The sequence below is a fragment of the Micromonospora sp. NPDC047753 genome (assembly GCF_040642735.1).
Classification (GTDB): domain Bacteria; phylum Actinomycetota; class Actinomycetes; order Mycobacteriales; family Micromonosporaceae; genus Micromonospora.
This window is the reverse complement of record NZ_JBEYSL010000031.1, coordinates 1-25,065: the sequence shown is the minus strand read 5'-3', so window position 1 is coordinate 25,065 and position 25,065 is coordinate 1. Positions and strand designations below refer to the sequence as shown.

Below are 25,065 nucleotides of genomic sequence, written 5' to 3'. Positions count from 1 at the left end.
GTCGCGGCGTCCGCCCCCCGACGGACGCCGCGACCCGGCGGCGGTTCACCCCGCGCGGCTGCGCAGTGTGGCGATCGTCGAGCCGGCGAGTGTGAGCAGGCAGTCGGGGAGCAGCCCGTCGGCGGCCGCCGCGCCGAACAGCGCCTCCCCGGTCGGCTCGTCCCGATTCGCGTACGCGCTGACGAAGCGGGCCACCCAGCGGGTGTCGTACCCGGCCTGGTCGATCCCCGGAAAGTCGAGCGCCGCCCCGCTGGCTGCCGGCGCGTCACCGAGCATCGTCGCGGCCAGGCACCAGGCGACGTCGTACGCGCCGTCCAGGCCGGCCCGGTCGACGACCGCGTCGAAGGCCCCCACCACCGCGTCTCCATCGCCGGTCAGCGCCGAACGGAGCACGGCGGCCGCGTCATCGAACGTCTGCTGTGGTAGGTCCGTCACGCAGCGCACAGTAGGACGGGTGGTCAAGCGCCCCTCTCAACCGTCACTGTCCGTGTTCAACGCGAGCTACCTGCGCATTACGCCACCTCCACGGTCCCGCCGCCGGCCTCGGCACGCTAATGTGCGCAGCGGACCTTCGCCGGAGGAAGGACGACCATGTTCGTATCACGCCGCTCGCGGGTAGCCACACTGGCTGCCTGCGCGACGATCCTGCTCGCCACAAGCGCTTGCGGGGATGACAAGCCCGAAGAGGCCAGCGCCCAACAGGTGCGCCTCTACGGCACGGACGGCAACATGCTCAACTCCTATCCAGCGGAGTTGAAGGAACGGGCGAGTCTCGTCGACGGAATGAAGGGCACCACGCCCCTCGTGCCGCTGCCAGACGACTTCAAGGGCCGGCTACGGGCCGTCAATCCGGCGCTGACGGACTTCGTGTACTCCGCCGAGACGTACGACGCGGTGGTGATCGCCGTGCTCGCCGCCCAGTTGGCCGGGAGCACCGACCCGGCCGCCATCACCAAGCAGATCGTTGCCGTGACCAACGACGGGCAGCGCTGCGAAGACCCGACGAGCTGTCTCGCGCTGGCCCGCAACGGGCAGGACATCGAGTACCGCGGCGTGTCGCTGACCCGGGCGGGCTTCACCGACAAGGGTGAGCCGGCCACGGCGAGCTACGCGACGCTGACCTTCGACGGGCAGCAGATCAACGACGGCAAGACCGAGTTCGTCGGCGCCGGCATCGAGTCGGCGGCGAGCACCAAGGCCCCGCCGAAGCCGAAGAAGCAGCGCCCGGGTGGCGCCGCCGCCGACCAGGAGCCGCTGATCCTGGGTGGCCTGCTGCCGAAGACCGGTGACCTCTCGATCGCCTACCCGCCGATGGCCGCCGGCGCGGCGCTGGCGATCAAGGAGGTCAACGCCGCTGGCGGCGCACTGGGCAAGCCGGTGACGTGGCTCGACGGCGACGACGGCACCAACCCGGCGGTGGCCAAGGCGACGGTGGCCAAGCACGTGACGGACGGCGTCAGCGTGATCATCGGTGCCGGTGGTTCGGGCATCTCCCGGGCGGTGCTGCCGGACGTGGTGCAGGCCGGGAAGATCCTCTTCTCCCCGTCCAACACCGACAGCAGCCTGACCGACGTCGACGACCAGGGCCTCTACTTCCGAACCGCCCCGCCGGACAGCCTCCAGGGCCGGGCGCTGGCCGACGTGATCCTCCGCGACGGGTCACAGAAGATCGTCATCGTCGCCCGCAAGGACTCCTACGGTGAGGGCCTCCAGGGCACCGTCCGTGACGAGCTGGAGAAGGCCGGTATCGCCAACGACCGGCTCAAGCTGTTGACGTACGAGCCGCCGGCCGACGCCAAGGCCGCTCCGGTCGACTTCAGCGGCGGCGCGAAGGAGATCAAGGAATTCGGCGCGGACGCCGTACTGATCATCGGTTTCGGTGAGTCCGCCCAGGTGATCCGCGGCCTGGCCGACGCCGGGGTGCAGATCCGGCAGTAGGCAGGCCCAGAAACGACGACGGCCGCACCGGCTTCACGCCGGTGCGGCCGTTTCTGCGTACGCGGGATCAGCGCGGCCGGCGGCGCTCCAGGAACTCGGTCATCCGGCGGTGCTTCTCGTCGTCCTCGAAGAGCACCGCCTGGCTGACCAGGTCGAGGTGCGGGTGCGCGGCGGCCGGCGCGTCCACCGCCAGCTTGGTCAGCCGCACCGCCAACGGTGAGCCCAGGGCGATCTCGTCCAGCAACGCGTGCGCCACCGTCAGCAGCTCGCCGGGCTCGTCCACCACCCGGTTCACCAGGCCGATCCGCAACGCCTCAGCGGCGTCCACCCGCCGGCCCGTGAAGAGCAGCTCCTTGGCCCGGCCCTCGCCGATCAACGCCGGCAGCCGGTGGGTCGCGCCGGCGCCGGCCAGGATGCCCAACCGCACCTCCGGTTGCCCGAAGACCGCCCGCGCCGTGCACACCCGCAGATCGCAGGCGTACGACAGCTCCGCGCCACCGCCCAACGCCGGGCCGTCGACGGCCGCCACGGTCGGCATCGGCAGCGCCCGGATACGGGCGAAGGCAGCCGAGTTGATCGCGGCGAGGGCGTCCGTGCGACCCCGTTCGCGGAGTTGGCCGATGTCGGCGCCACCGGCGAAGATGCCCGACGCGCCGCCGGTGAGCAGCAGCAGGCGCGGGCGGGCCTCCAACTCGGCGCAGACCTGGTGCAGCTCGGCGATCAGGTCGGCGTCGATGGCGTTGCGCTTCTCCGGCCGGTCCAGGGTGACCACCAGCCGGTCCGGACGCTCCTCGATCCGCAACCCGCTCACTCTGCCCACCTTCCGTTCGCGACTGCGGGGCTCGCAAGCTCACTCCTCGCGCTCACTGCCTGACCCCGCCTTCCCAGCGGTAGAAGCCCTGCCCGGACTTCTTGCCCAGCCGCCCGGCGGCCACCATCTCCACCAGCAGCTGCGGCGGCGCGAAACGGTCCCCGTACGCGGCCTGAAGGGTGCGGGCGATGTCCAGCCGCACGTCGAGCCCAACCAGGTCGGTGAGCTCCAACGGCCCGATCGGGTGCCGGTAGCCGAGCACCATGGCCTTGTCGATGTCCGCCGGGCTGGCCACCTCGTCGGCGACCATCCGGATGGCCTCCAGCCCGAGGGTGACCCCGAGCCGGGAGGTGGCGAAACCGGGCATGTCGCGTACGACGACGGGGTCCTTGCCGAGCCGGCCGGCGAGCGCGACGGCCGCGGCGGTGGTCTCCTCGGCGGTGGCCGGGCCGACCACGATCTCCAGCAGCGCCATCGCCCAGACCGGGTTGAAGAAGTGCAGGCCGAGGAAGCGCTCGGGCGCGTCCAGCTCGGCGGCCAGCGCCCCGATGGCGATGCTGGAGGTGTTGCTGCCCAGCAGTGCCGGACGCAGCGCGGCGGCGTCCCGGAGAACCGCACGCTTCAGCTCGAGGCGCTCCGGCACCGCCTCCACGATCACCTGGGGGGCGGGAGCTACATCGGCGAGGGTTGGGCGCAGCGTCACCCGCTGCCGGTTCGTGGCGGCCTCGTCGGCGCTCAACTTCCCTCGCTGCACAGCCCGCTCCCACAGTTCGGCGAGCCGGTTCAGCGCGGCCGCACCCCGCGCGGGGTCCACCTCGACCAACTCGACGGCGTGCCCGGCGCCGGCCGCCACGTACGCGATGCCAAGCCCCATCGTGCCGGCACCGACGACCACGAAACGATCGCTCATCACGCCTCCCTGTCCCGCCCGCCGACGCGCGGGGTCCCCGCTACGCCGGCCCGGGTGTCCCGCCCGCTCCGCTCGCTCATGGTGCGACCCTAGACAGCGCGACGACCCGGTCCATGCGTGGGGGAGCGCCGGATCGGGTAATGACGCCCCGTCAACCGAGGGAAGGACCGCATCGACATGAGCCAGGCACCGGAGAGCGTCACCGCCGGGGAGACCGTGGAGACCCGAGGCGACGAGCGGGTCGAACTGCTGCGCGCCGACACCAACAACGACGGCAAGACCGACGTGTGGGTGGTCGACACCGACGGCGACGGCAAGGCGGACCTGTTCCAGTTCGACACCGACGGTGACGGCAAGGTGGACATCACCATGGTCGACATCGACGAGGACGGCCAACCGGACGAGGTGGTCGACGGCGACGGCGGCCTTCCGCCCGAGCAGCTCCCCCCGACCGTCCAGGTCTGAGACGTACGGACGGCCCCCGCTCTCCGCCCGGCGGTGAGCGGGGGCCGTCCTGCTCAGTCGACGAGGCGCAGGGTGGCCAGGTAGTAGGGGGCGTCACGGTCGTCCACATCGGTGAGCCGCCAACCGGTGCCGTGCACGAGGCTGGCGAACTCGTCCGCCGAGCAGACCAGGTAGTCGAACCACTCGGTGCTCAACTCGCGGTAGCGCAGCCGCAGCCGCAGCTGGCCACCGAACCGGCCGCGTCGACGGTTGCGCTCGTGGTAGCCGGTGTGCAGCGGGTCGCGGGTGCCGTACGGGTTGGTGCCCTGCGCGATGATCTGCGCCCCCGGTCGGGCCAGCGCGGCCAGCGCGGCCAGGAACTCGGGAGCACGCTCCCGCCCCTCGAACAGCCCGAGGTTGTTGCCGAGCAGCAGGAACGTGTCGTACCGCGACCCGTCGGCGACGTGCGTGTCGACGGTGCCGTGCACCAGCCGCCGGACACCGCGACGCCGGCTCACCTCCAGCGCGCCGGCGGAGGTGTCCAGCCCGGTGACCGGTACGCCGCGCTCCTGGAGCAGCAGCGCGACCCGGCCGGCTCCGGTGCCGATGTCCAGCGTCTCGCCGTGCGCCCGGTCCACCGCGCGGTGGTCGTACGGCTGCCACTCGGCCGGCCCGTCCAGGTAGTGCGCGGCCGGGGCGCCGTTGATCAGACCGTCGTCCCGTTCGATGATCTCGATGACCGGTCGCGGCAGTCGACCACCGACCAGGGGCCGGGGGCCCACCCCGGTGGCCACGGCGAGCGTGTCCCGCAGCAGTTCGCCGACCACGTCACCGATCTGGGGCTCCACCGTCACGACGTTCACGCTATCTGGCCACTCAGTGCCCCGCACCGGCCGTATCCTGGCGGCGTGACCATGCTGGACCGACTGTCGGCCGAGAAGTACATCCTGCTCACGACCTTTCGCAAGGACGGTCGGGCGGTGCCGACCCCGGTCTGGGCGGTGCGCGACGGCGAGGCGTTGGCGGTCTGGACCCGGGCCGACTCCGGCAAGGTGAAGCGGATCCGCCGCAACGGAGAGGTGACCATCGCCCCGTGCGACGTCCGGGGTCGACCACACGGGGCGGAGGTGCCAGCTCACGCGACGCTCTACGGAGGTGGTGACACCGGCCGGATCCGCGACCTGATCAAGCACAAGTACCGCGTGATCGGTCGACTGAGTCTGCTGAGCAGCCGGTTGCGGCGCGGCGAGGGCGGCACGGTGGGCATCCGGGTGACGTTGGCCGAGCCACGGCGCTGACCCCGCGGCGCTGACCCGCGGTCGGGTCGTGCTCGGCGGCGCACACGAAAAGGGGCGGCGGATCGAGATCCACCGCCCCTTTCGAAGAACTATCGCTGCTCAGTCGCCCTGCCGCTGCTGCGGGATCTGGCCCTGCAAAAGCGCCCTGACCTCCGACTCACGGTACCGACGGTGGCCACCCAGGGTGCGGATGGCACTGAGCTTGCCAGCCTTGGCCCACCGGGTCACCGTCTTCGGGTCGACCCGGAACATCGACGCCACCTCGGCCGGCGTGAGTAGCGGCTCTGGTTCGTGCGTTCGCGATGCCATCGGTCACTCCTCCACATGTATAGACATCGGCCGGGGTCCCGCCGGCCGACGCGTCTCCCATGGTCCGGCTAGTCCCCGATGTCCGACATGGGCCGAACGGATGAAGGTCCCTAGACGGACGGATGAACCATGCCCGATTTTTACGACTTTTACACGGCAGAAAGTACCTTATTAGGACTCATGATCACGGTTCGTGATGCGTCAACTACGAGCACAACTCGCCTTGGGAGCGCTCCTAGTGCGATATGCCCTAGTTGCACCGCTCCAACAGCTGCACCGCGCGCCACCGGGCCACCAATTTGTCGTACGCGGCCGACGCCTCCTCGGCCTCGCCGCGCGACAGCCCCGCGAGACCACCGGCGACCAGCTCGGGCGAGTCGTCCGCGGCGAGCGTCTCGTCGGAGAGCAGGTCGACCAGACCGCCGTAGTCCAGCTCGACCACTGACCGCGGATGGAATTCCTCCAGCCAGCGGGCCGCCTCCTCCACCGCCTCGGTGATCGGCGCCTCGCCCACCGACTTGCGCAGCACCGACAGCGCCCGCGACGAGCGGCGTCGAGCCTTGGAGATCTCGGTGCGGTAGCGCAACGCCCGCCGGCCCGGCTGGGTGACCAGGTCCCGCTCCGCCGGGTCGAAGAGCACGAACCACCGCAGCGGTACGCCCCAGGTGGCGATCTGCTCGTGCACCCGGGGCACCCCGTGCTCCAACACCCGGGCGCCACTGCGCCAGTCGTCCACCACAGCCCTGGCCTGCCCGGCGAGCACCGGCGGCACGAAGGCGTCGGCGAGCACCGAGGGCACCCCGTCCCGGGCGCTGAGCGCCGCCTCAGCGACCCGGATGCGCAGGTTCCACGGGCAGACCAGCAGGCCGTCGTCCGTCTCCAGGACGTACGCCTCCTCCGGCAGGTCGGGCAGCCGGGTCCAGCCAGCGCCCAGCGCCTCGATCACCGCCGTCCGCTGCCGACCGGGCCCCTCGACCGGGGCGATCGCGCGCCCCTCCGAGACGTAGCGGCGCCAGTAGCTCTGCCGGTCCCGATCGAACGCGGCCAGCGGTTCGTACACGCGCAGGTAAGAAGCGAAGAGCGACGGCACCGCGCGATCCTCCCACGAACCACGCCCGTACGCGGTCAGCGGCCGGAGCACGCGCGCCGCACCGTGGGACGGCGGCGGCACGTCGAGCGCCTGCCCGGCGGCCGATACTAGGCTCGATCACACCGGCAGCATCCCCGCCGGGGTCCACCAGGTCCGCGTCCCACAAGGACGCACACCACAGTAGGAGCCAACAATGGGCGTATTCGCGAGCACCGACGACCCGGTATCGACCGGTCACGAACAGGTCGTGTTCTGCCAGGACAAGCAGAGCGGCCTGAAGGCGATCATCGGGATCTACTCCACCGCGCTGGGCCCGGCACTCGGCGGCACCCGCTTCTACCCGTACGCCAGCGAGGACGACGCCCTCGCCGACGTGCTGGACCTGTCCCGCGGGATGGCGTACAAGAACGCGCTCGCCGGGCTGGACCTGGGCGGCGGCAAGGCCGTCATCTGGGGCGACCCGGAGCAGATCAAGAGCGAGGCGCTCCTGCGCGCGTACGGCCGCTTCGTGGAGTCGCTGGGCGGTCGCTACTACACCGCCTGTGACGTCGGCACGTACGTGGCGGACATGGACGTGGTGGCCCGCGAGACCCGCTACGTGACCGGGCGCAGCGTCGAGCACGGCGGCGCCGGCGACTCGTCGATCCTCACCGCCTGGGGTGTCTTCCAGGGGATGCGGGCCGCTGCCGAGCACGTGTGGGGCACTCCGAGCCTGCGGGGCCGGCGGGTCGGCGTGGCCGGGCTGGGCAAGGTCGGCAAGTACCTCACCGGGCACCTGCTGGAGGACGGCGCCGAGGTGGTGGCCACCGACGTCAACCCGAAGGCGCTGGCGTGGGTGCGCAGCAACCACCCTGAGGTCACCCTCGTCGACGACGCCAGCGCGCTGGTCGCCGCGGACATCGACGTGTACGCGCCGTGCGCGCTGGGTGGCGCCCTGAACGACGACACCGTGCCGGCGTTGCGCGCCAAGGTGGTCACCGGGGCGGCGAACAACCAGCTCGCCCACCCGGGCATCGAGAAGCTGCTGGCCGACCGGGGCATCCTCTACACCCCGGACTACGTGGTCAACGCGGGCGGCGTGATCCAGGTGGCCGACGAGATCGAGGGCTTCAACTTCGACCGGGCGAAGCTGCGGGCGACCCGGATCTACGACACCACCCGCGAGATCCTGCACCTGGCTGACGCGGAGGGTGTGCCCCCGGCGGTGGCCGCTGACCGGTTGGCGGAGCGCCGGATGGCGGACGTCGGCCGGTTGCGCGCGATCCACCTGCGCTGAGCGCCCCCGGGGGCGGGTCGACGAGATCCGCCTCCGGGCCCCGGTGCCGGGCCTCGCTGGGTAAGCTGAGCCCGGGTCGAATTTGATGCGGTTTGTCCGGTGTCACGGGTGCTAACCGTTCCGCTCCTTACCCGGTACACTGGGTGACGGCCGGATCGACGCGACGCGCAGAGCCGGCTGACGGTAACCCGAGGTGCCGAACGTTGGCATCCCCATGTACCGTAAGAGCCACGAGAGATGCCTGACGTCATCGGGGCCCGCCTTCGGGCTGCCCCGCATTCTGTGCGAGGGGGTCGAGCCATGGGGCGCGGCCGTGCTAAGGCCAAGCAGACTAAGGTGGCGCGGGAGTTGAAGTACCACTCCCCGAACACCGACCTCACCGCTTTGCAGCGCGAACTGGCGGGTGCTGGTAAGTCTGAGCACCACTTCGACGACGACTCTAAAGAGTCCGTCGGCGATGATGATGAGGATCACGCTGACGACGACCCAGATCCCTGGGTACGTCCGACCCGCTGACCTCTCGACGCAGCTGAGCACGCGGTAACCCCCGCGTGCTCACGCACGTCCCGTGCAGGTGCAGTCGCCGACGATCAGGGGCCTGGCCCGACCGGATCCACTCCGGCCGCTCGACAGGCCCCTGACAACGGCTCCCTCAGCGCGGGCGATTGTTCCAGTTGTAGAACGTCGGGATGTTCTCGAAGTGGTTCCAGGCGCAGACCGCGCTGGAGTCCCCTCCGCCCGACACCTCCGAACGCAGCAGCCGTGCGTCCTCGGCCTCCTGGAGCAGCGCGACGAGCGCGGGAGCCGCGTCCCGCACCCGTTCGGTGACTCCGTCGTTCGCTTCGCGCTCAGGCCGCCGGTGACTGGTGGTCTCGGGCATGCTCCAACACTCCCTCCAATAGGCGGATCTTGCTGTTGCGGCAGTGCTCGGTCTCCGTACCGTCAAAACGCCCCAGTTCGAAGTAACGGTTGGCGGCATGACCACCACCGCAGAAGCCGAAGTACGGGCAGGACGCCCGACACGCCTCCACCCCGGCCAGGAACTCCCCCACCCACGGAGTCGACGCCGCGTTGCCGAGGATCTGCGCCAACGGGGTCGTCAGCACGTTGCCGCTGCTGAAGTCGCCGTAGCGGGGGTCAGTGAACCCGGCCAACTCCGGCGACAGCACGATCACCGAGCCGTCGTGACCGATCGTCGGGATCGGGTCCAGATGGCGGGGCAGCACCCCGTCCGCCGAGTTGTCCAGCACCGCCGCGGCGTAACGCAACGACCACTCGATCTCGCGGAGATGGATCCGGGGCTCCCGACGCCACGCCCCGACCAACTCCGCCCAGAACGCGGACACCGCCGACGGGTCGTGGCGGTTGTCGCGGGTGTTGACCCCCTCGGTCTCCTCGATGTTGATGCCCAGCACGTCGCAGCCCAGCTCGAGGAAGTAGTCGTACAGCTCGGTGGCGAGCCCCGGCTCGGGCCGGGACACCACCGCCAGCGCGGAGAAGGGCAGACCGCGCCGGCGCAGCACCGAGATGCCGTGCAGGATCCGGTCGTACGCCGGCTGACCGCCCCGGTTTACCCGGTCGCCGTTACGCGCCCGGGGCCCGTCGACGCTCACACTCACCCGCATCTCGTGCCGGGCGAAGAAATCGCACCAGGCGTCGTCGATGAGGGTGGCGTTGGTCTGCACGTGGTGCTCGACCGCCGGCCCGAACGGGGCGATCAGATCGGCCAGGTGCTCTCGACCGGCGGCCAGGGGCTCGCCGCCATGCCACACGACGGAGAACCGACCAGTCGCCGCCCACGGATTGACAGCGGCCGCGACCGCCTCGGCCACCGCCACCGGCATCCGGCGATCGGCGGCGCGAAACGGCAGATAGCAGTACGCGCAGTCGAGGTTGCAGAGGGTGGTGGGCTGCATGACGACGTACGACGGGACGGCGGCAAGGCCGCGCATCCCGCTGAACGACTGTCCCCGAGCAGCCATTGCCCTCCTCCGCCTAGCCTGAGGGTGCCCTTCAGGCTAGGCGGCATTGGCCACTCGGGTGAAGCCCTGATCAGGTGCCCGTACGATCACCGGGAGGTGATCATCCTCGGGTGTGCTGACCGACCATCTGCACGTTGCCGGTGCCTTCGATGATCTCGCCGGCCTGCCACGCCTCGACGCCACGGCCGGTCAGGGTGGCCAGCGCCCGGTCGGCGTCCTCGGCCGAGACGATCGCGAACATGCCGACGCCCATGTTGAAGGTCGACTCCATGTCGTGGTCGTCGATCCGACCCTTCGTCTGGATCAGGTCGAAGATCGGCTGCGGCTTCCAGGTGGACCGGTTGACCACCGCGTCCACGTGCTCGGGCAGCACCCGGACCAGGTTGCCGGGGATGCCGCCACCGGTGATGTGGGACAGCGCCCGCACCTCGGCCTCGGCGATCAGCTTGAGGCAGTCCTTGGCGTAGATCTTCGTCGGCGTGAGCAGCTCCTCGCCGAGGGTCCGCTGCCGACCGAAGTCGTCGATCACGATGTCCAGACGCATCCGGGCCGCGCCCAGCAGCACGTGCCGGACCAGCGAGTACCCGTTGGAGTGCAGGCCGGAGGAGCGCATGGCGATCACCACGTCGCCCACCTCGACCCGCTCGGGGCTCAGGATGTCAGCTTCCTCGACCACGCCCACGCCGGTCGCGGAGATGTCGTACTCGTCCGGACGCAGGACGCCGGGGTGCTCGGCGGTCTCGCCGCCCAGCAGCGCGCAGCCGGCGTAGCGGCAGCCGTCGGCGATGCCAGCGCCGATCTCGGCGACCTTGTCCGGCACCACCTCGCCGGTGGCGATGTAGTCGAGCAGGAACAGCGGCTCGGCGCCGCAGGCCACCAGGTCGTCGACGACCATCGCGACGAGGTCGATGCCGACCGTGTCGTGAATGTCCATCTGCTGGGCGATCACCAGCTTGGTGCCCACCCCGTCGGTGGAGGACGCCAGGATCGGGCTCTTGTACTTCTTCGTGTCCAGCCGGAACAGGCCGGCGAAGCCACCGAGGTCACCGAGCACCTCGGGACGGCGGGTCTGCCGCACCTTCGACTTGAGCAACTCCACCGCGCGGTCACCCGCGTCGATGGAGACACCGGCGTCGGCGTACGAGACCGAGCGTTTGCGCGCCTGGCGGCCAGCACCGCCCGTCCACGGCTGGCGGTCGCCGCCGGCGCCGGTCGGGCTGCTTCCTGCGCCGCTGCGCTCGGACACGTGCGTCACGGTTCTCCCCTTTGGTTCTCGGTGCCGCCGGCGGTAGCCGGGCCGCGCCGGTTGGTGCTACGGGCGGTTTGCGGTAACGCCACCCGGAGTGGCGACGGACGAGCCGTTGGTGAGCGGGGCCTCCGGCGTCGAGTTGGCGACGCGTCGACCCACCCCTTCGAGCAGGTGCTTACCGATCAGGTTGCCGGCTGGCAACTCGATCGGGTACTCCCCATCGAAACACGCCCGACACAACCTGGTCTTCGGCTGCTCGGTCGCGGCGATCAGACCGGGAAGGGAAACGAAGCCCAGCGTGTCGGCGCCGATGGAGCGCCGGATGCCGTCGTTGTCCAACCCGTTGGCCAGCAGCTCCGCCCGGGTGGCGAAGTCGATGCCGTAGAAGCACGGCCAGCTGACCGGCGGGGAGGAGATCCGGACGTGCACCTCCAGCGCCCCCGCCTCACGCAGCATCCGCACGATGGCGCGCTGGGTGTTGCCGCGCACGATCGAGTCGTCCACCACCACCAACCGCTTGCCGCGGACGTTCTCCCGCAGCGGGTTGAGCTTGAGCCGGATGCCGAGCTGACGCAGGGTCTGCGACGGCTGGATGAAGGTGCGGCCCACGTACGGGTTCTTCATCAGACCGGCGCCGTACGTGATGCCGGACGCCTCCGCGTACCCGATGGCGGCCGGGGTGCCCGACTCGGGCACCGGGATCACCAGGTCGGCCTCGACCGGGTGCTCCTTGGCCAACTGCCGGCCGATCTGCACCCGCGCCGAGTGGACGTTGCGCCCGGCGATCGTGGCATCCGGGCGGGCGATGTAGACGTACTCGAAGAGGCAGCCCTTCGGCTCCGGCGCGGCGAACCGGGTGGAGCGCAGCCCGTCTTCGTCGATCGCGATCAACTCGCCCGGCTCGACCTCGCGCACCACGCTGGCGCCGACGATGTCCAGGGCGGCCGTCTCGCTGGCGACGACCCAGCCGCGCTCAAGGCGGCCGAGCACCAGCGGGCGGACGCCGTGCGGATCGCGGGCCGCGTAGAGGGTCGACTCGTCCATGAAGACGAAGCTGAACGCGCCACGCAGCTGCGGCAGCACCTCCAGCGCGGCCGCCTCTACCGAAAGATCCGGTCGGCTGGCGAGCAGCATCGTCACCAGGGAGGTGTCGTTTGTCGAGCCGTCCGCGATGAGGCCGCGCTCGGCGACCTCCTTCTCCAGCTCGGCCGTGTTGACCAGGTTGCCGTTGTGGGCCAGCGCGATGGTCGTGCCGGAGGTCGTCGACCGGATCGTCGGCTGGGCGTTCTCCCAGTTGGACGCGCCGGTGGTGGAGTATCGGGCGTGCCCGATCGCCAGGTGACCACGCAGGCTGGCCAGGGTGGGCTCGTCGAAGACCTGCGCCACCAGGCCGAGGTCCTTGTAGACCACCACGCCGGAGCCATCGCTCACCGCGATGCCCGCCGCCTCCTGGCCGCGGTGCTGTAGGGCGTAGAGGCCGAAGTAGGTCAGATTGGCAACCTCTTCGCCGGGGGCCCAGACGCCGAAGACGCCACAGGCATCCTGGGGGCCAGGTCGTTGGGGATCAAGGTCGTGGCTCAGCCGGCCGTCGCCTCGGGGCACCTACCGCTCCCTCATGCTGGTCTGGACCGGCCGGGCGGGGATCACGGGCGGATCCACTCTCCTCTGCCGGGACCACTGTCATCGCCTGACAGTGTACGCGAATCGGCGTCAATACAGAAAGTCACGATTCCCCTGCTAAGCGTTACGGGGAGTGGACATCGGGACAACTAGAGGGGCAGATAGGCCGAGAGGTCCGCGCGGTTTCCACTCATCTGGACGCGACCGTCGGTGACCGCCTCCGCCCAGGCGACCCTGCCGGTTGCCAGCTCCAACCAGGTGTTCGGGGCCATCTCGACCACGTTTGGTGGATTTCCCCTGGTGTGTCGAGGCCCCGGTACGCACTGGATCGCCCCGTATGGTGGGACGCGCACCTCCACCGATCGGCCGGGGGCGCGCTCCGCGAGGACGGCCAACAGCGACCGGACCGCCTCTCGGAACACCGGCCGTTCGGGTGTACGCCCCTCGTCGAGCGCCGACAACGCGGCGGCAACGGCAGCGGACTTACTGTGCGGAGAGGACACGACGGGACGATACGACCCCCAGGCCAAACACGCGACGCTGGCCCTGGGTCGCGCTCATGCAGTCGGACAAGGCATAGTTGCCGACGGCGTATTCGTACCGTGATGATCCCCGGCCCGGCGCCCCGCCGGTCAGAGGGAAGTCAGCCCGGAAGGCGGTGGACGTGTCAACACACCGACGTGCCTGGAAGCAGCGGGCCGGTGTGGTCGTAGCGCTGGTTGCCGGCGCTCTGCTCGCCGTCCCCGCCACACCAGCCATGGCCGCAGATGTCAGCGTTTCCCCCGGCTCGATCACCGTAAACGCCGGCAGCGACGCCACAATCACCGTGCGCGTCACCGGGGGTAATGACGACGAGTCAGCGAAGGTCAGCCTCGCCGGCCTGCCGTCCGGCGTCAGCTGCGCCAGTGGTTGCGGCGACGTCAAACTCTCCGGCGGCGGCCTGGGCAACCCGACAGGGTCGGCCCTGGTCAGGATCGCGGCCAGCGACAACGCCGGCGACGCGACCGCGACCATCACGGTGGCCGTCGAGGCCGAGTCGGGCCCGGACACCGCCACCGTCTCGCTGACTGTGAAGGGCAAGGCCGCTCCGCCGCCGCCGCAGAACCAGACCGTGCGGTCGGTCTCCGGCAAGGTGGTCGCGCAGGGCGACGGCAAGGCCGTGGCGAACGCGTTCGTGGTCCTCCAGGACACCGCCGGTCACCGTTACGACGCCACCAGCAATGGCAGCGGCGACTTCCGGTTCACCGGCACCACCCAGAACCCGATCGCGCCCGGACGGATCGACCTGGGCGCGTCGTTCGACAACATCAAGGCGTTCAAGTCCTTGAACGCCAGCGCCGGGCAGGCAGTCACCGGTCAGCGACTCAGCCTCGCGATCAAGGTCGAGACGACGCCCAGCGCCACGCCGTCCGCCACCCCCGAGGCCACTCCCACCGACGAGGCAACCGAGGAGGGCACCGAGGAGGAGCCCACCGAGGAGGCCAGCCAGGGTGCTCCGGCGAACGCCGCGAACAGCGAGGACGACGGCGGCGGCTTCAGCTCGTACCTGATCATTCTGCTCGGTGGTCTCCTGGTCGCCGCCGGTGTCGGCACGATCGTGCTGCTCTGGATGAAGCGCAGGGAGAACGGCGACGACGACGACGCTCCGGCGGCTGTCGGCGGCGGCGGTGTGGTGCCTCCCTCACGGGGCGGTTTCCGCGGTCCGGACGACCAGACCCGCGTGGTCGGCGGTCGGCCCGGCGGTGGAGCGGATCCGACGATGGTCGGCGGCGCGGCGCTGAGCGAGGCGCCGACGATGATGCACCGCCCGGTGGTCGACGACGTTCCGCCGGACCCGTACGGCGCGCCTGCCCAGCCTTACGGCGGCGCGGGTCAGCAGGGTTGGGGTGGCGCGGGCTACGGCGAGGAGCCAGCGTCCGCTGGGTACGGTGCCGGCGGCTACGGCAACGCCCCCGCCTCCGGTGGCGGCTACGGCTCCCCGGCCGGCCCCGAGGGCGGTTACGGCGCTGGTGCGGCCGGTGACGGCTACGGTGCCGCGCCCGGCGCCGGTTACGGCAATGCTCCGGCCTCCGGTGCCGGCTACGGGAACGCCCCAGCCTCCGGTGGCGGCTACGGCGGTCGTGATTACGACGCCCCGGGCGGCACCGCCGCCTACCCGCCGGCTCCCGCTGGCGGAGCCGGGTACGGCGAGCGGTTCGACGAGCCGACCGGCCGTTACACCGGCGACAGCACCCAGTACCCGGCCCCGGCCGACCCGTACGCCACCGGCGTCTACCAGCCCGAACAGGGGCAGGGGTACGGCCAGCCCGATGCCGCCCCGTACGGCGGTCGCGCCGCCGAGCCGACCGCGGGATACGGCGCTCCGGAGGCTGGCAGGTACGACCAGGGCGGCTACGGCCAACCGGCCGGCGGCTACGACCAGGGCGGCAACTACGGTCAGGAGCCTCCGCAGCAGCAGCGCGGCGGCTACGACGACCGAGGCTACGACCAGGCCGGCTACGGCCAGCCCGCCGGGCGGAACCCCCGACCGGACACCCCGCCGCCGACCGAGCGCGGCGGTCGCCGCCTCGACTGGCTGGACGACTGACCCCCACCACAGCACATGAAAACGGCCACCCGGAGATCCGGGTGGCCGTTTTCGCTGCAAGACCCACTCGCGATCAGTGAAGTCGGGCCATCCCGAAGACCTGGACACCGCGACTTCCGGAAAGCCGAGTTGATCACAGGGAGCGCGCAGCGCGGTCAGGCGCGGTCAGGCGCGGTCAGGCGCGGTCAGGCGCGGTCAGGCGCGGTCAGGCGGCGGAGAAGACGCCGTGGTGGAGCACCGGCACGACGTCCGACACGCCGATCCGGACGGCGACGTCCACGTCGGCGGCGAAGCCGCTCTCGGTCAACTCCCGTCCGGAGACGCTGCCGCGCACCGCGGCGGGCAGATCCGGGGTGCTCGCCAGCGCGGCGAGCGCCATGGCCGCCTCCACCGAGAGCCCACCGGGCACACCGGAGAGGGCGTCCAGCACCGAGGCGGCACCGAGTTGGTCCTCCACCGACGGTCGCAGCGACCCGTCCGGCCACCGTTCCCCCGAGGCGATCACGCCGATCGGGGCGTCCAGCGTCCCGTACCCCTGGCGGCGCAGCCAGTGCCCGACGGCGCGCGCGTTGCGCAGGCACGCCGCGACCACCGGCAGGCCGGTGGCGCTGGCGGCGGCGCTGATGGCCGAGCCGTTCGGGGAGGGCAGCACGAGGTCCGCCACCACCGGTGCGCTGCTCAGCGCGGCGGGCGAGAGCGACCACGGATGTTCCGCGGTCGTCTGCCGCCGCCCGACCGCAGCGGTCGCACCGACCCGGACTGCGTACTCGGCCGCCTGCTCACCCCAGGGGAACGGGTGCACCCGCATGCCCCGGGCGACCGCCACCTCCACGGCGGTGGTGAACGAGAGAACGTCCACCACCACCAGCGCCGCGCAGACCCGGCCGAGTTCGGCCGCCCCGGTCAGCCCCCAGTCGAACCGGGCACCCGATCCGGGCTGGCCGTAGACGGCGGCCGTCAACGCCTCAGCGCTCGTCAGGCGACGGCTCGGTGACACCGGAGTCAGGCTCGGACACCTCGCCCGGCTGCTCTGACCCGATCGGCTCGACCGCGCCGGTCTCCGGAGACGGACCCGAGGATGCGATCGGCTCGGAGACCACCTCGGCCGCGTCGACCGGCTCGGCCGACTCGCCCGGCAACGGGACGGCCTCGACCGCACCCGCCACGCCGGCAGCCGGCGCGGGCACCTCGACGGACGCCGAACCCCCGAAGAGGCGCGGCAACGTCTCGGTGTGCGCGGTACGCAGCTCGTCCAGGCCGATCCGGAACTGACCGTGCACCTCGAGCGCCCCACCGGACGGGTCGGTGACGCCGATCAGCTCGAACGGCACGCCCCGCTCGGCGCAGAGCGCCGCGAACGCCTTGTCGTGGCCGCGCGGCACCGAGACCAGCGCCCGCGTGGCGGACTCGCTGAACAGGTAGACGAACGGCATCGAGCCCTCGGCGAACTGCTCCGGCACCGCGACCCGGGCACCGACGCCGCGACGCAGGCAGGACTCGACCAGGCTCTGGGCGAGACCGCCGTCGGAGAGGTCGTGCGCGGAGGCCAGGTGACCGACGCGGGCCGCCTCGGCCAGCAGCTCGGCGAGCGCCTTCTCGCGGAGAAGGTCGACCTGCGGCGGAATACCACCGAGGTGCTCGTGCGTCACCCAGGCCCACTCCGAGCCGGACAGCTCCACGTTCGTCTCGCCGAGCAGGTAGAGCTGGTCGTGGTCGCCAGCGGCGCGCGGCACGAAGCCCATCGGCACCCGGTCGGCGACGTTGTCCAGCACGCCCAGCACGCCGACAACCGGGGTCGGGTGGATGGCCGCGGCACCGGTCTGGTTGTAGAAGCTGACGTTGCCGCCGGTCACCGGGATGCCCAGCTCCAGGCAGCCGTCCGCCAGGCCGCGCACGGCCTCGGCGAACTGCCACATGACGCCCGGGTCCTCCGGCGAGCCGAAGTTGAGGCAGTCGGTGACGGCGATCGGCTTCGCGCCGGTCACCGCCACGTTCCGGTACGCCTCGGCCAGGGCCAGCTTGGTGCCGTTGTACGGGTCGAGCCTGGCGTACCGGCCGTTGCCGTCCACCGAGAGCGCCACACCCAACCCGGTCCGCTCGTCGATCCGGATCACACCGCCGTCCTCCGGCTGGGCGAGCACTGTGTTGCCCAGCACGTAACGGTCGTACTGCTCGGTGACCCAGGACTTGTCGGCCAGGTTCGGCGACGCGATCATGCGCAGCACGGTCTCCCGCAGCGCCTCCGGGTCGGCCGGGCGGGGCAGCGTCTCGGCCCGGTCGGCCTGGAGCAGGATCAGGTCGGCCGGCTCACGCATCGGCCGGGCGTAGACCGGGCCGTCGTCGACCAGCGAACCCGGCGGCACGTCGACGACCAGGTGGTCCTGCCAGGTGATCAGCAGTCGACCCGGGCGGCCGTCCGGCTCCGGTGCGGTGACCTCGCCGATCGCGGTGGCGAGGACGCCCCACTTCTCGCAGGTCTTGAGCACAGCGTCGAGCTTGTCCGGCTCGACGACCAGCAGCATCCGCTCCTGCGACTCGCTGGCCAGGATCTCGTGCGGGTCCATCGAGGGCTCGCGCAGCGGAACCCGCTCCAGCCAGACCCGCATGCCGGTGCCGGCGGCGGCGGCGGTCTCGGTGAGCGCGCAGGTCAGGCCGGCGCCGCCGAGGTCCTGGATGCCGACGACAAGTTGGCCGTCGTACAGCTCGAGGCACGCCTCGATCAGCAGCTTCTCGGTGAACGGGTCGCCGACCTGCACGGCCGGTCGACGTGCCTCACTGCCCTCGTCGAAGGTCGCGCTGGCCAGCACCGACACGCCGCCGATGCCGTCCCGGCCGGTCTTGGCGCCCATCAGCACGACAACGTTGCCCGGGCCGGCGGCGGCCTTGTTCTGCAGCCGGCTGACCGGCAGCACGCCCAGGCAGAGCGCGTTGAGCAGCGGGTTGCCCTGGTAGGAGGGGTCGAAGACCAGCTCACCACCGATGTTGGGCAGGCCGAGGCAGTTGCCGTAGCCACCCACGCCGGCGACCACGCCGGTGAGCACCCGGGCGGTGTCCGGGTGGTCCGCGGCACCGAAGCGCAGCGGGTCCATCACCGCGATCGGACGGGCGCCCATGGCGAGGATGTCCCGGACGATGCCGCCGACGCCGGTCGCCGCGCCCTGATACGGCTCGACGAAGCTCGGGTGGTTGTGTGACTCGACCTTGAAGGTCACCGCCAGCTCGTCGGAGATCTGCACGACACCGGCGTTCTCACCGATGCCGGCGAGCATCCGGTCGCTGGGCGGGGCCTTCTCACCGAACTGGCGCAGGTGAACCTTGCTCGACTTGTAGGAGCAGTGCTCGCTCCACATGATCGAATACATGGCCAGCTCGGACTGCGTGGGCCGGCGGCCGAGGATCTGCCGGATCCGGTCGTACTCGTCGTCGCGCAGACCAAGCTCGGTGTACGGCTGAAGCTCGCCCGGGGTGCCACCGGCGCGCGGCACGGTGTCCACGCCCTCGGCCCAGACGGCGGCGGCCGGCTGGGCGGGAGCGGTCGCCGGTGCGGCCGGCTGCGCGGGGCTCGGCTCGGTCGGCTGCGCCGGGGCGGAGTACGCCTCCGGCGTGTCCCGTACCGGATCCGGATGGGTGGTCATGACCTCTCCTCGCTGCGCTCGTGCCCGCCGAAGCCGCTCCTCGCACTCATGCCGGCGCCCCGACCAGGTGCTTGAGGACCGACGTGAAGAAGCCGAGGCCGTCCAGCGAAGGGCCGGTGAGCGCCTCTACCGCGTGCTCGGGGTGCGGCATGATGCCGACCACGTTGCCGGCGGCGTTGGTGATCGCGGCGATGTCGCGCTGGGACCCGTTGGGGTTGCCGCCGACGTAGCGGGCGACCACCCGACCTTCGGCTTCGAGCTGGTCCAGCGTCGCGGTGTCCGCGACGTAGCAGCCCTCGCCGTTCTTGACCGGGATGAGCACCTCCTGGCCGGGCTGGAACGCGTTGGTCCACGCCGTCCCGGCCGACTCGATGCGCAGGACCTGGTCCCGGTTGCGGAAGTGCAGGTGCTGGTTGCGAGTGAGCGCGCCGGGCAGCAGGTGCGCCTCGCAGAGGATCTGGAAGCCGTTGCAGATGCCGAGCACCGGCAGGCCACCCCGGGCGGCGTCCACGATCGTCTCCATCACCGGGGCGAACCGGGCGATGGCGCCGCACCGCAGGTAGTCACCGTAGGAGAAACCGCCGGGCAGGACGACCGCGTCGACACCGTGCAGCTCCGGATCGCCATGCCAGAGCCGGACCGGCTCAGCGCCGGCGATCCGGACGGCCCGGGCCGCGTCCCCGTCGTCGAGCGAGCCGGGGAAGGTGACCACACCGACCCGGGCGGTCACGAGCGGGCGTCCGCGGTCTCGTCGGCCTCGACCACGCGGACGGTGAAGTCCTCGATGACCGGGTTGGCGAGCAGCTTGTCGGCAATCTCCCGGGCGCGGTCCAGGTCCGGTTCACCGGTGAACTCGATCTCGATGCGCCTGCCGATCCGAACCGAGGCGACGTCACCGACGCCGAGCCGGGGCAGCGCGTTTGCGACGGCCTGGCCCTGCGGATCAAGGATCTCGGGCTTGAGCATGACGTCGACGACGACGCGAGGCACTGGGCACTCCTGACTGTGTACGCAGTTGGGTGCCGACCCACAAATGGGCGAGCGCAGCCAGCGTACCTGGCAGATATCGCCGCGGACGCACCGGCCGGGTGCGGTTCAGGCAGTGATCGACATTACTGACGCTCAGGGTGACACGTCGGGCGCTACAGGTGGCCCTAGCAGGACATATACGGCGCAGCGGGTGGCCGAATCGTTACATTGGGCAACCTCGATGACCTCCTTGATAACGATCGCGTCGCGCCCTACTCTACATCGACGTAGCTCGATCTGCCGGCGCCGGGAACCCCCCGCCGTCCGGCGCCGCCCGCGCCCGGCGACCCCGGGCCCGCCCCGCCCAAGGAGTCCACCCGATGCGCATCCGCCCCCTGCTCGCCGTACTCAGCACCGCGCTGGTCGGCGCCCTCGGCGTCACGTCCGCCGCGTCCGCCGCCCCCGCCGGCCCGCAACCCATCATCGGCGGCGGCACCGTCTCGTCCGCCCCCTGGGCCGCCGCGGTGCTCAGCAACGGCTCGTTCACCTGCTCCGGCAGCGTCATCGCCGCGCAGTGGGTGCTCACCGCCCGGCACTGCATCAGCGGCACCATGTCGGTGCGCGTCGGAAGCGTGAACCGCACCTCCGGCGGGGTCACCCGCACGGTCAGCGCCACCTACACCCGCAACGACCTCGCGCTCATGCGGCTCTCCAGCACCGTCAGCACCTCCGCGGTCAGCCTGGCCAGCAGCAACCCGCCGATCAACTCGACGAACTCGATCTACGGCTGGGGCATGACCTGCTACAGCGGCTGCTCGGCGTCCACCCAGCTCAAGACCGCCACCGTCCGGGTGACCAGCAACGGCGCCACCGACGCGTACGGCGGTCAGGCGATCCGCAGCACCCGGATCAACGGCAACGCCTGGCGCGGTGACTCCGGCGGCCCGCAGTTCTACAACGGTCAGCAGGTCGGCGTCGCCTCCACCGCCGACGGGTCGAGCATCCAGAACTACGGCAGCGTCGCGTACAACCGGGCCTGGATCACCTCGGTGGCCGGTGTCTGACGGTTAGCGCCCCGCTCGGCGCGGATGGTCGGCCACGTGCCGGCCGTCCGCGCCGCGTCGTTTTGCAGCATCCGATCAGGTGAACAATGCACCCGATCGGGTCGGGCCACTCCTGACAGCATCGGAACCGTGCTGGTCGTGACGACAGAGCAACTGCCCGGCTACGAGATCCGCCAGATTCTCGGTGAGGTGGTGTCATCGATGGCCAGGACGCGCAACCCGTACCGCGAGGGTGTGAAGAACCTGCGCGGTGGCGCGTACGACCCGATGGCCCCGGACAACCTGACCCGGTGGCGCACCGACTCGGTGACCCGCCTCGGCGAGGAGGCCCTCCGGATCGGCGCGAACGCGGTGATCGGCATGCGGTTCGACAGCCGGGACTGCGGCGAGATGTGGATGGAGATCTGCGCGTACGGGACGGCAGTGGTCGCCGTACCCAAGATGCCCGAGGTCATGCCGGCCGACCAGCCGGCGGTCGCGGCGGAGACCGCCACCGACCCGGCCTTCGCCGAATCCCTCGGCGGCATCGCCGAGCCCGCCAGCGCCCCCAACCTCCGCACCGCAGCAGAAACCCCAACCGGCGAGTAACCCCGCCAACCCACCCACCGACCCACTAGGCCCGGACCCTCGGCCTCGTTGATCATGAAGTTGTTGCCACCCCAATCGGCGTGTCGTGGCAATAACTTCATGATCAACAGCCCCGGGAGGGCAAGGGGTGGGGTGGGCCAGGGGTGGGGTTAGAGGATCGGGGGTGGGGTGTAGGTGGCGGCGTTCGGGTGGGCCGTCACCACGGTGGTGATGCGGCTCGTCACTGCTGCCACCTGGGCCTGGGCGGCGCCGACGAAGGCGTTGCGGTCGGCGACCAGGGTGTCGATGTCGGCTCGGGACAGGCCGAGTCGACCGTCCGCTGCCAGGCGGTCGAAGAGGTCGTTCTCCGGTGAGCCCTTCTCGCGCATCGCCAGGGCCACCGCCACCGCGTGCTCCTTGATCACCTCGTGGGCGACCTCCCGGCCGACGCCTCGCCGGACCGCCGCGACCAGGATCTTCGTGGTGGCCAGGAACGGCAGGAACCGCTCCAGCTCGCGGTTGATCACTGCCGGGTACGACCCGAACTCGTCGAGCACCGTGAGGAACGTCTGGAACAGCCCGTCGGCGGCGAAGAAGGCGTCCGGCAGCGCCACCCGGCGGACCACCGAGCAGGACACGTCCCCCTCGTTCCACTGGTCACCGGCCAGCTCACCGACCATCGACAGGTAACCCCGGATGATCACGGCGAAGCCGTTCACCCGCTCCGAGGAACGGGTGTTCATCTTGTGCGGCATCGCGCTGGAACCGACCTGACCCGGCTTGAAGCCCTCGGTCGCCAGCTCCTGACCGACCATCAACCGGATCGTGGTGGCCAGCGACGACGGCGCGGCGGCCGTCTGGGCCAGCGCGGCCAGCACGTCGAAGTCGAGCGAGCGCGGATAGACCTGCCCGACGCTGTCCAGTACCCGGGAGAAGCCCAGGTGCTCGGCGACCCGCCGCTCCAACTCGGCCACCTTGTCGGCGTCACCGTCGAAGAGGTCGAGCTGGTCGGCGGCCGTGCCGACCGGTCCCTTGATCCCCCGCAGCGGGTAGCGGGCAATCAACTCCTCCAGCCGCTCGTACGCGATCAGCAACTCCTCGGCCGCCGACGCGAAGCGCTTGCCCAACGTGGTGGCCTGCGCCGCCACGTTGTGCGACCGGCCGGTCATGACCAGCTCGGAGTGCTCGTGGGCCAGCCAGGCCAACCGGGCCAGGGTGGCCACCACCCGGTCGCGGATCAGCTCCAGCGAGGCGCGCACCTGGAGCTGCTCGACGTTCTCGGTGAGGTCCCGGGAGGTCATCCCCTTGTGCACGTGCTCGTGCCCGGCGAGCGCGCTGAACTCCTCGATCCGGGCCTTCACGTCGTGCCGGGTGACCCGCTCCCGCTCGGCGATCGAGGCGAGGTCGACCTGGTCGAGCACCCGCTCGTACGCCTCGACAACGCCGTCCGGCACCGGCACTCCCAGGTCGCGCTGAGCGCGGAGAACGGCGAGCCAGAGCCGCCGCTCCATCCGGACCTTCTCCTCCGGGGACCAGAGGGCGACCAGTTCGGGCGAGGCGTACCGGTTGGCCAGCACGTTGGGGATCGTCGTCACGTGCCTCATTCTCTCCTACCCGGCGGCCCGTGCGGCCGGCAGGCCAGGGCGGGTGCCGGTGGGGCCGACTGGCCGTTTTGTCGCCCGGGGCGGCACAGCTACCAGCCGGTATCGGATCATGGTCTCCATCTGATCTCCGGCGAAGCCGAATCTCTTTTCACGACAGAGGGCATGCATGCGTAGAAGATCCCTCGCCGGCCTCACCGCGATCGCGGTGACCGGCGGCACCCTCCTGGCCACCGGCGCACCCGCCCAGGCAGACGACCCTGTGATGCTTCTGCACGTCAAGCAGGCCGACGCGAACTGCTCCGACCAGGGGCCCGGCTCCGACGACACGCCGTTCTGCACGATCGGTGCCGCAGCCGCCGTGGTGACCGCCCCAGGGGAGGTCTGGATCGACGGCGGCACCTACGCCGAGCGCGTCACCATCACCAGCTCCGGCACACCGGGATCGGGGATCGCTTTCGTCGCCAAGACCCCTCGCACCCCGGTGACGCTCGTCGGTCCGAACGCGGGGCTGGTCGTCGACGGCCAGCACGACATCTATATCCAGGAAATCAATGTCAGTGGGTCTGCCGACGTGCCCGCCCTCGATCTGCGGAACGCCTCGAACGTAGTGGTCGCGGGCGGCAGATTCACCATGGCGAACGTCGCCACCGCGCCCGCCATCCGACTGACCAATGCGACGTGGACATGGCTGGATGGCCTCATCGCCACCGGAGCGGCGCTCGCCGACGGATTGACGATGGATGCCTCCACCAGCGACGTGCGCGTTAGCAACACGCTGGTGTCGACCGCCCCGAACCACGTCGCCGCCGATAGCGGCGTGGGCATTCGAGTCGACGGGCCACAGAACACGATCATCGACGGCGACGTCGCCGGCTTCTCCGGAGCTGCCATCTCGGTGGGCCCGGCCGCCGCCGGGACGGTGATCGCCAACAACCGGATCAAGGGCGGGATCGGGTACGGCATCCACAACCGCGGAGCCGTGGGCACTGCCATCGCCAACAACGACATCCAGGACCGCTGCCTGGGCGGCATCCGGGTCGACGGTGCGTCATCCCAGGTCTCGGTGCAGAACAACCTGCTCCGCAACAACGCCGCCTTCGCCCAGGGCTACTGCGACCCGCAGGCTCCCGAAGGCGCTGAGATCGCGGTCCACGACGCCGCGGTGAGCGGCACGGTGATCGATTACAACAACACCTGGCACCAGTCCGCGTCCGCGACCGGCTACTCGTGGAACGGAACCAGGATGGGTCTCACCCAGTTCCGCACCGTCTCCGGGCAGGCCGCACACGACCGGTACACGTCGGATGTCCGGGAGAATGTCGACTCGGCGAACTCGACGGCGCCCGGCTACCAGGATCTCGACACCGAGGGCAAGCCACGCCGGGACGATCCGGCCGTGCCGAACACCGGCGCCGGCCCGATCGCGTACGCCGACCGTGGCACCGCGGAGGCCGTCAAACACCCGGTGTCGTCCTTCGACGCCACAGTGGACCTCGCCACGAGCACGGTCAGGGTGGACGCCTCCGCGTCGACGCCGGGCTTCGTCCCGATCCGTGACTACGACGTCAGCTGGGGCGACGGAACCTCCACCCGCCAGTCCAGTCCGATCGCCACGCACAAGTACGCCACACCGGGCACCTACAACGTCACCGTCACCCCCTACGGGACCGGCCGACCCGGGTGGTGCTGCGCCGGCATCTGCTGCGCGCCGG

At 70.9% G+C, this 25,065-nt stretch carries 25 protein-coding genes; 9 read left to right on the top strand and 16 right to left on the bottom strand.

Going from position 1 to position 25,065, the window contains the following annotated elements:
• Nucleotides 1–45: 45 nt before the first annotated feature.
• On the bottom strand, nucleotides 46–435 hold the full coding sequence (locus tag ABZ749_RS04950; RefSeq protein WP_350854648.1) for a hypothetical protein: 390 nt from the start codon (nucleotides 433–435) through the stop codon (nucleotides 46–48).
• 156 nt (nucleotides 436–591) lie between these two features.
• On the opposite strand from ABZ749_RS04950, the gene ABZ749_RS04945 reads away from it, so the two are divergent.
• Nucleotides 592–1,938 carry an ABC transporter substrate-binding protein gene (locus tag ABZ749_RS04945; RefSeq protein WP_355004720.1) on the top strand — a complete coding sequence of 449 codons (1,347 nt, stop codon included), beginning with the start codon at nucleotides 592–594 and terminating at the stop codon, nucleotides 1,936–1,938.
• Between the two features lie 67 nt (nucleotides 1,939–2,005).
• Here ABZ749_RS04945 and ABZ749_RS04940 read toward each other — a convergent pair whose 3' ends face one another.
• Nucleotides 2,006–2,749: an enoyl-CoA hydratase/isomerase family protein gene (locus tag ABZ749_RS04940; protein WP_357222780.1), complete on the bottom strand. Its 744-nt coding sequence runs from the start codon at nucleotides 2,747–2,749 to the stop codon at nucleotides 2,006–2,008.
• Between the two features lie 52 nt (nucleotides 2,750–2,801).
• The gene (locus ABZ749_RS04935; protein ID WP_357222777.1) at nucleotides 2,802–3,659 is read right to left on the bottom strand and encodes a 3-hydroxyacyl-CoA dehydrogenase family protein; all 858 of its coding nucleotides are present in this window, start codon (nucleotides 3,657–3,659) and stop codon (nucleotides 2,802–2,804) included.
• A gap of 177 nt (nucleotides 3,660–3,836) precedes the next feature.
• On the opposite strand from ABZ749_RS04935, the gene ABZ749_RS04930 reads away from it, so the two are divergent.
• A complete protein-coding gene (locus tag ABZ749_RS04930; RefSeq protein ID WP_355004718.1) occupies nucleotides 3,837–4,124 on the top strand; it encodes a hypothetical protein in 288 nt (95 codons plus the stop codon).
• A 53-nt stretch (nucleotides 4,125–4,177) separates the two neighbouring features.
• Here ABZ749_RS04930 and ABZ749_RS04925 read toward each other — a convergent pair whose 3' ends face one another.
• A complete protein-coding gene (locus tag ABZ749_RS04925; RefSeq protein ID WP_357222774.1) occupies nucleotides 4,178–4,957 on the bottom strand; it encodes a class I SAM-dependent methyltransferase in 780 nt (259 codons plus the stop codon).
• 54 nt (nucleotides 4,958–5,011) lie between these two features.
• Here ABZ749_RS04925 and ABZ749_RS04920 point away from each other — a divergent pair, with 54 nt between their 5' ends.
• Nucleotides 5,012–5,401, top strand: a complete 390-nt coding sequence (locus tag ABZ749_RS04920; RefSeq protein ID WP_357222771.1) for a PPOX class F420-dependent oxidoreductase — start codon at nucleotides 5,012–5,014, stop codon at nucleotides 5,399–5,401.
• Between the two features lie 99 nt (nucleotides 5,402–5,500).
• On the opposite strand, the gene ABZ749_RS04915 is transcribed toward ABZ749_RS04920, so the two are convergent.
• Both ABZ749_RS04915 and ABZ749_RS04910 read right to left on the bottom strand, forming a co-directional pair.
• Entirely contained in the window at nucleotides 5,501–5,710 is a 210-nt protein-coding gene (locus ABZ749_RS04915; protein WP_007073996.1) for a BldC family transcriptional regulator, read from the bottom strand.
• Between the two features lie 250 nt (nucleotides 5,711–5,960).
• On the bottom strand, nucleotides 5,961–6,800 hold the full coding sequence (locus tag ABZ749_RS04910; RefSeq protein ID WP_203123410.1) for a hypothetical protein: 840 nt from the start codon (nucleotides 6,798–6,800) through the stop codon (nucleotides 5,961–5,963).
• A gap of 193 nt (nucleotides 6,801–6,993) precedes the next feature.
• Between ABZ749_RS04910 and ABZ749_RS04905 the strand changes: the two genes are divergently transcribed.
• Nucleotides 6,994–8,076, top strand: coding sequence for a Glu/Leu/Phe/Val dehydrogenase dimerization domain-containing protein (locus ABZ749_RS04905; protein WP_145796214.1), 1,083 nt, complete (start codon nucleotides 6,994–6,996; stop codon nucleotides 8,074–8,076).
• A 300-nt stretch (nucleotides 8,077–8,376) separates the two neighbouring features.
• Nucleotides 8,377–8,592, top strand: coding sequence for a DUF3073 domain-containing protein (locus ABZ749_RS04900; protein ID WP_124821603.1), 216 nt, complete (start codon nucleotides 8,377–8,379; stop codon nucleotides 8,590–8,592).
• Nucleotides 8,593–8,728: 136 nt separating this feature from the next.
• Here ABZ749_RS04900 and amcA read toward each other — a convergent pair whose 3' ends face one another.
• From amcA to ABZ749_RS04875, 5 genes are all read right to left on the bottom strand, one after another.
• The gene (amcA, locus tag ABZ749_RS04895) at nucleotides 8,729–8,956 is read right to left on the bottom strand and encodes a multiple cyclophane-containing RiPP AmcA (RefSeq protein WP_357206840.1); all 228 of its coding nucleotides are present in this window, start codon (nucleotides 8,954–8,956) and stop codon (nucleotides 8,729–8,731) included.
• On the bottom strand, nucleotides 8,925–10,028 hold the full coding sequence (amcB, locus tag ABZ749_RS04890; protein ID WP_357222786.1) for a cyclophane-forming radical SAM peptide maturase AmcB: 1,104 nt from the start codon (nucleotides 10,026–10,028) through the stop codon (nucleotides 8,925–8,927). The genes amcA and amcB overlap by 32 nt, the downstream gene beginning before the upstream one ends.
• A gap of 130 nt (nucleotides 10,029–10,158) precedes the next feature.
• On the bottom strand, nucleotides 10,159–11,313 hold the full coding sequence (gene purM, locus ABZ749_RS04885; protein WP_196920530.1) for a phosphoribosylformylglycinamidine cyclo-ligase: 1,155 nt from the start codon (nucleotides 11,311–11,313) through the stop codon (nucleotides 10,159–10,161).
• Between the two features lie 57 nt (nucleotides 11,314–11,370).
• Nucleotides 11,371–12,909: an amidophosphoribosyltransferase gene (gene purF, locus ABZ749_RS04880; protein WP_357222768.1), complete on the bottom strand. Its 1,539-nt coding sequence runs from the start codon at nucleotides 12,907–12,909 to the stop codon at nucleotides 11,371–11,373.
• 167 nt (nucleotides 12,910–13,076) lie between these two features.
• Nucleotides 13,077–13,430 carry a sterol carrier family protein gene (locus tag ABZ749_RS04875; RefSeq protein WP_238672767.1) on the bottom strand — a complete coding sequence of 118 codons (354 nt, stop codon included), beginning with the start codon at nucleotides 13,428–13,430 and terminating at the stop codon, nucleotides 13,077–13,079.
• A 161-nt stretch (nucleotides 13,431–13,591) separates the two neighbouring features.
• Here ABZ749_RS04875 and ABZ749_RS04870 point away from each other — a divergent pair, with 161 nt between their 5' ends.
• Nucleotides 13,592–15,514, top strand: a complete 1,923-nt coding sequence (locus ABZ749_RS04870; protein WP_357222764.1) for a hypothetical protein — start codon at nucleotides 13,592–13,594, stop codon at nucleotides 15,512–15,514.
• 205 nt (nucleotides 15,515–15,719) lie between these two features.
• On the opposite strand, the gene ABZ749_RS04865 is transcribed toward ABZ749_RS04870, so the two are convergent.
• From ABZ749_RS04865 to purS, 4 genes are read right to left on the bottom strand one after another with little or no spacing between them, the layout of a single operon-like run.
• The gene (locus tag ABZ749_RS04865) at nucleotides 15,720–16,475 is read right to left on the bottom strand and encodes a 2-phosphosulfolactate phosphatase (RefSeq protein WP_357222783.1); all 756 of its coding nucleotides are present in this window, start codon (nucleotides 16,473–16,475) and stop codon (nucleotides 15,720–15,722) included.
• Nucleotides 16,476–16,479: 4 nt separating this feature from the next.
• Nucleotides 16,480–19,149, bottom strand: coding sequence for a phosphoribosylformylglycinamidine synthase subunit PurL (purL, locus tag ABZ749_RS04860; RefSeq protein WP_357222761.1), 2,670 nt, complete (start codon nucleotides 19,147–19,149; stop codon nucleotides 16,480–16,482).
• A gap of 46 nt (nucleotides 19,150–19,195) precedes the next feature.
• Entirely contained in the window at nucleotides 19,196–19,879 is a 684-nt protein-coding gene (purQ, locus tag ABZ749_RS04855; RefSeq protein WP_091396055.1) for a phosphoribosylformylglycinamidine synthase subunit PurQ, read from the bottom strand.
• A complete protein-coding gene (purS, locus tag ABZ749_RS04850; protein WP_350854676.1) occupies nucleotides 19,876–20,139 on the bottom strand; it encodes a phosphoribosylformylglycinamidine synthase subunit PurS in 264 nt (87 codons plus the stop codon). Before purS ends, purQ begins: the two co-directional genes overlap by 4 nt.
• Nucleotides 20,140–20,498: 359 nt before the next feature.
• Here purS and ABZ749_RS04845 point away from each other — a divergent pair, with 359 nt between their 5' ends.
• Nucleotides 20,499–21,182 carry a trypsin-like serine protease gene (locus tag ABZ749_RS04845; protein ID WP_355004709.1) on the top strand — a complete coding sequence of 228 codons (684 nt, stop codon included), beginning with the start codon at nucleotides 20,499–20,501 and terminating at the stop codon, nucleotides 21,180–21,182.
• A 24-nt stretch (nucleotides 21,183–21,206) separates the two neighbouring features.
• Nucleotides 21,207–21,770 carry a YbjQ family protein gene (locus ABZ749_RS04840; RefSeq protein WP_357203695.1) on the top strand — a complete coding sequence of 188 codons (564 nt, stop codon included), beginning with the start codon at nucleotides 21,207–21,209 and terminating at the stop codon, nucleotides 21,768–21,770.
• A 149-nt stretch (nucleotides 21,771–21,919) separates the two neighbouring features.
• Here ABZ749_RS04840 and purB read toward each other — a convergent pair whose 3' ends face one another.
• Complete coding sequence (gene purB, locus ABZ749_RS04835; protein ID WP_357222758.1) at nucleotides 21,920–23,344, bottom strand: adenylosuccinate lyase; 1,425 nt, start codon at nucleotides 23,342–23,344, stop codon at nucleotides 21,920–21,922.
• Between the two features lie 175 nt (nucleotides 23,345–23,519).
• Here purB and ABZ749_RS04830 point away from each other — a divergent pair.
• A partial coding sequence (locus ABZ749_RS04830) for a right-handed parallel beta-helix repeat-containing protein (protein WP_357222755.1) occupies nucleotides 23,520–25,065 on the top strand: 1,546 nt, incomplete at its 3' end.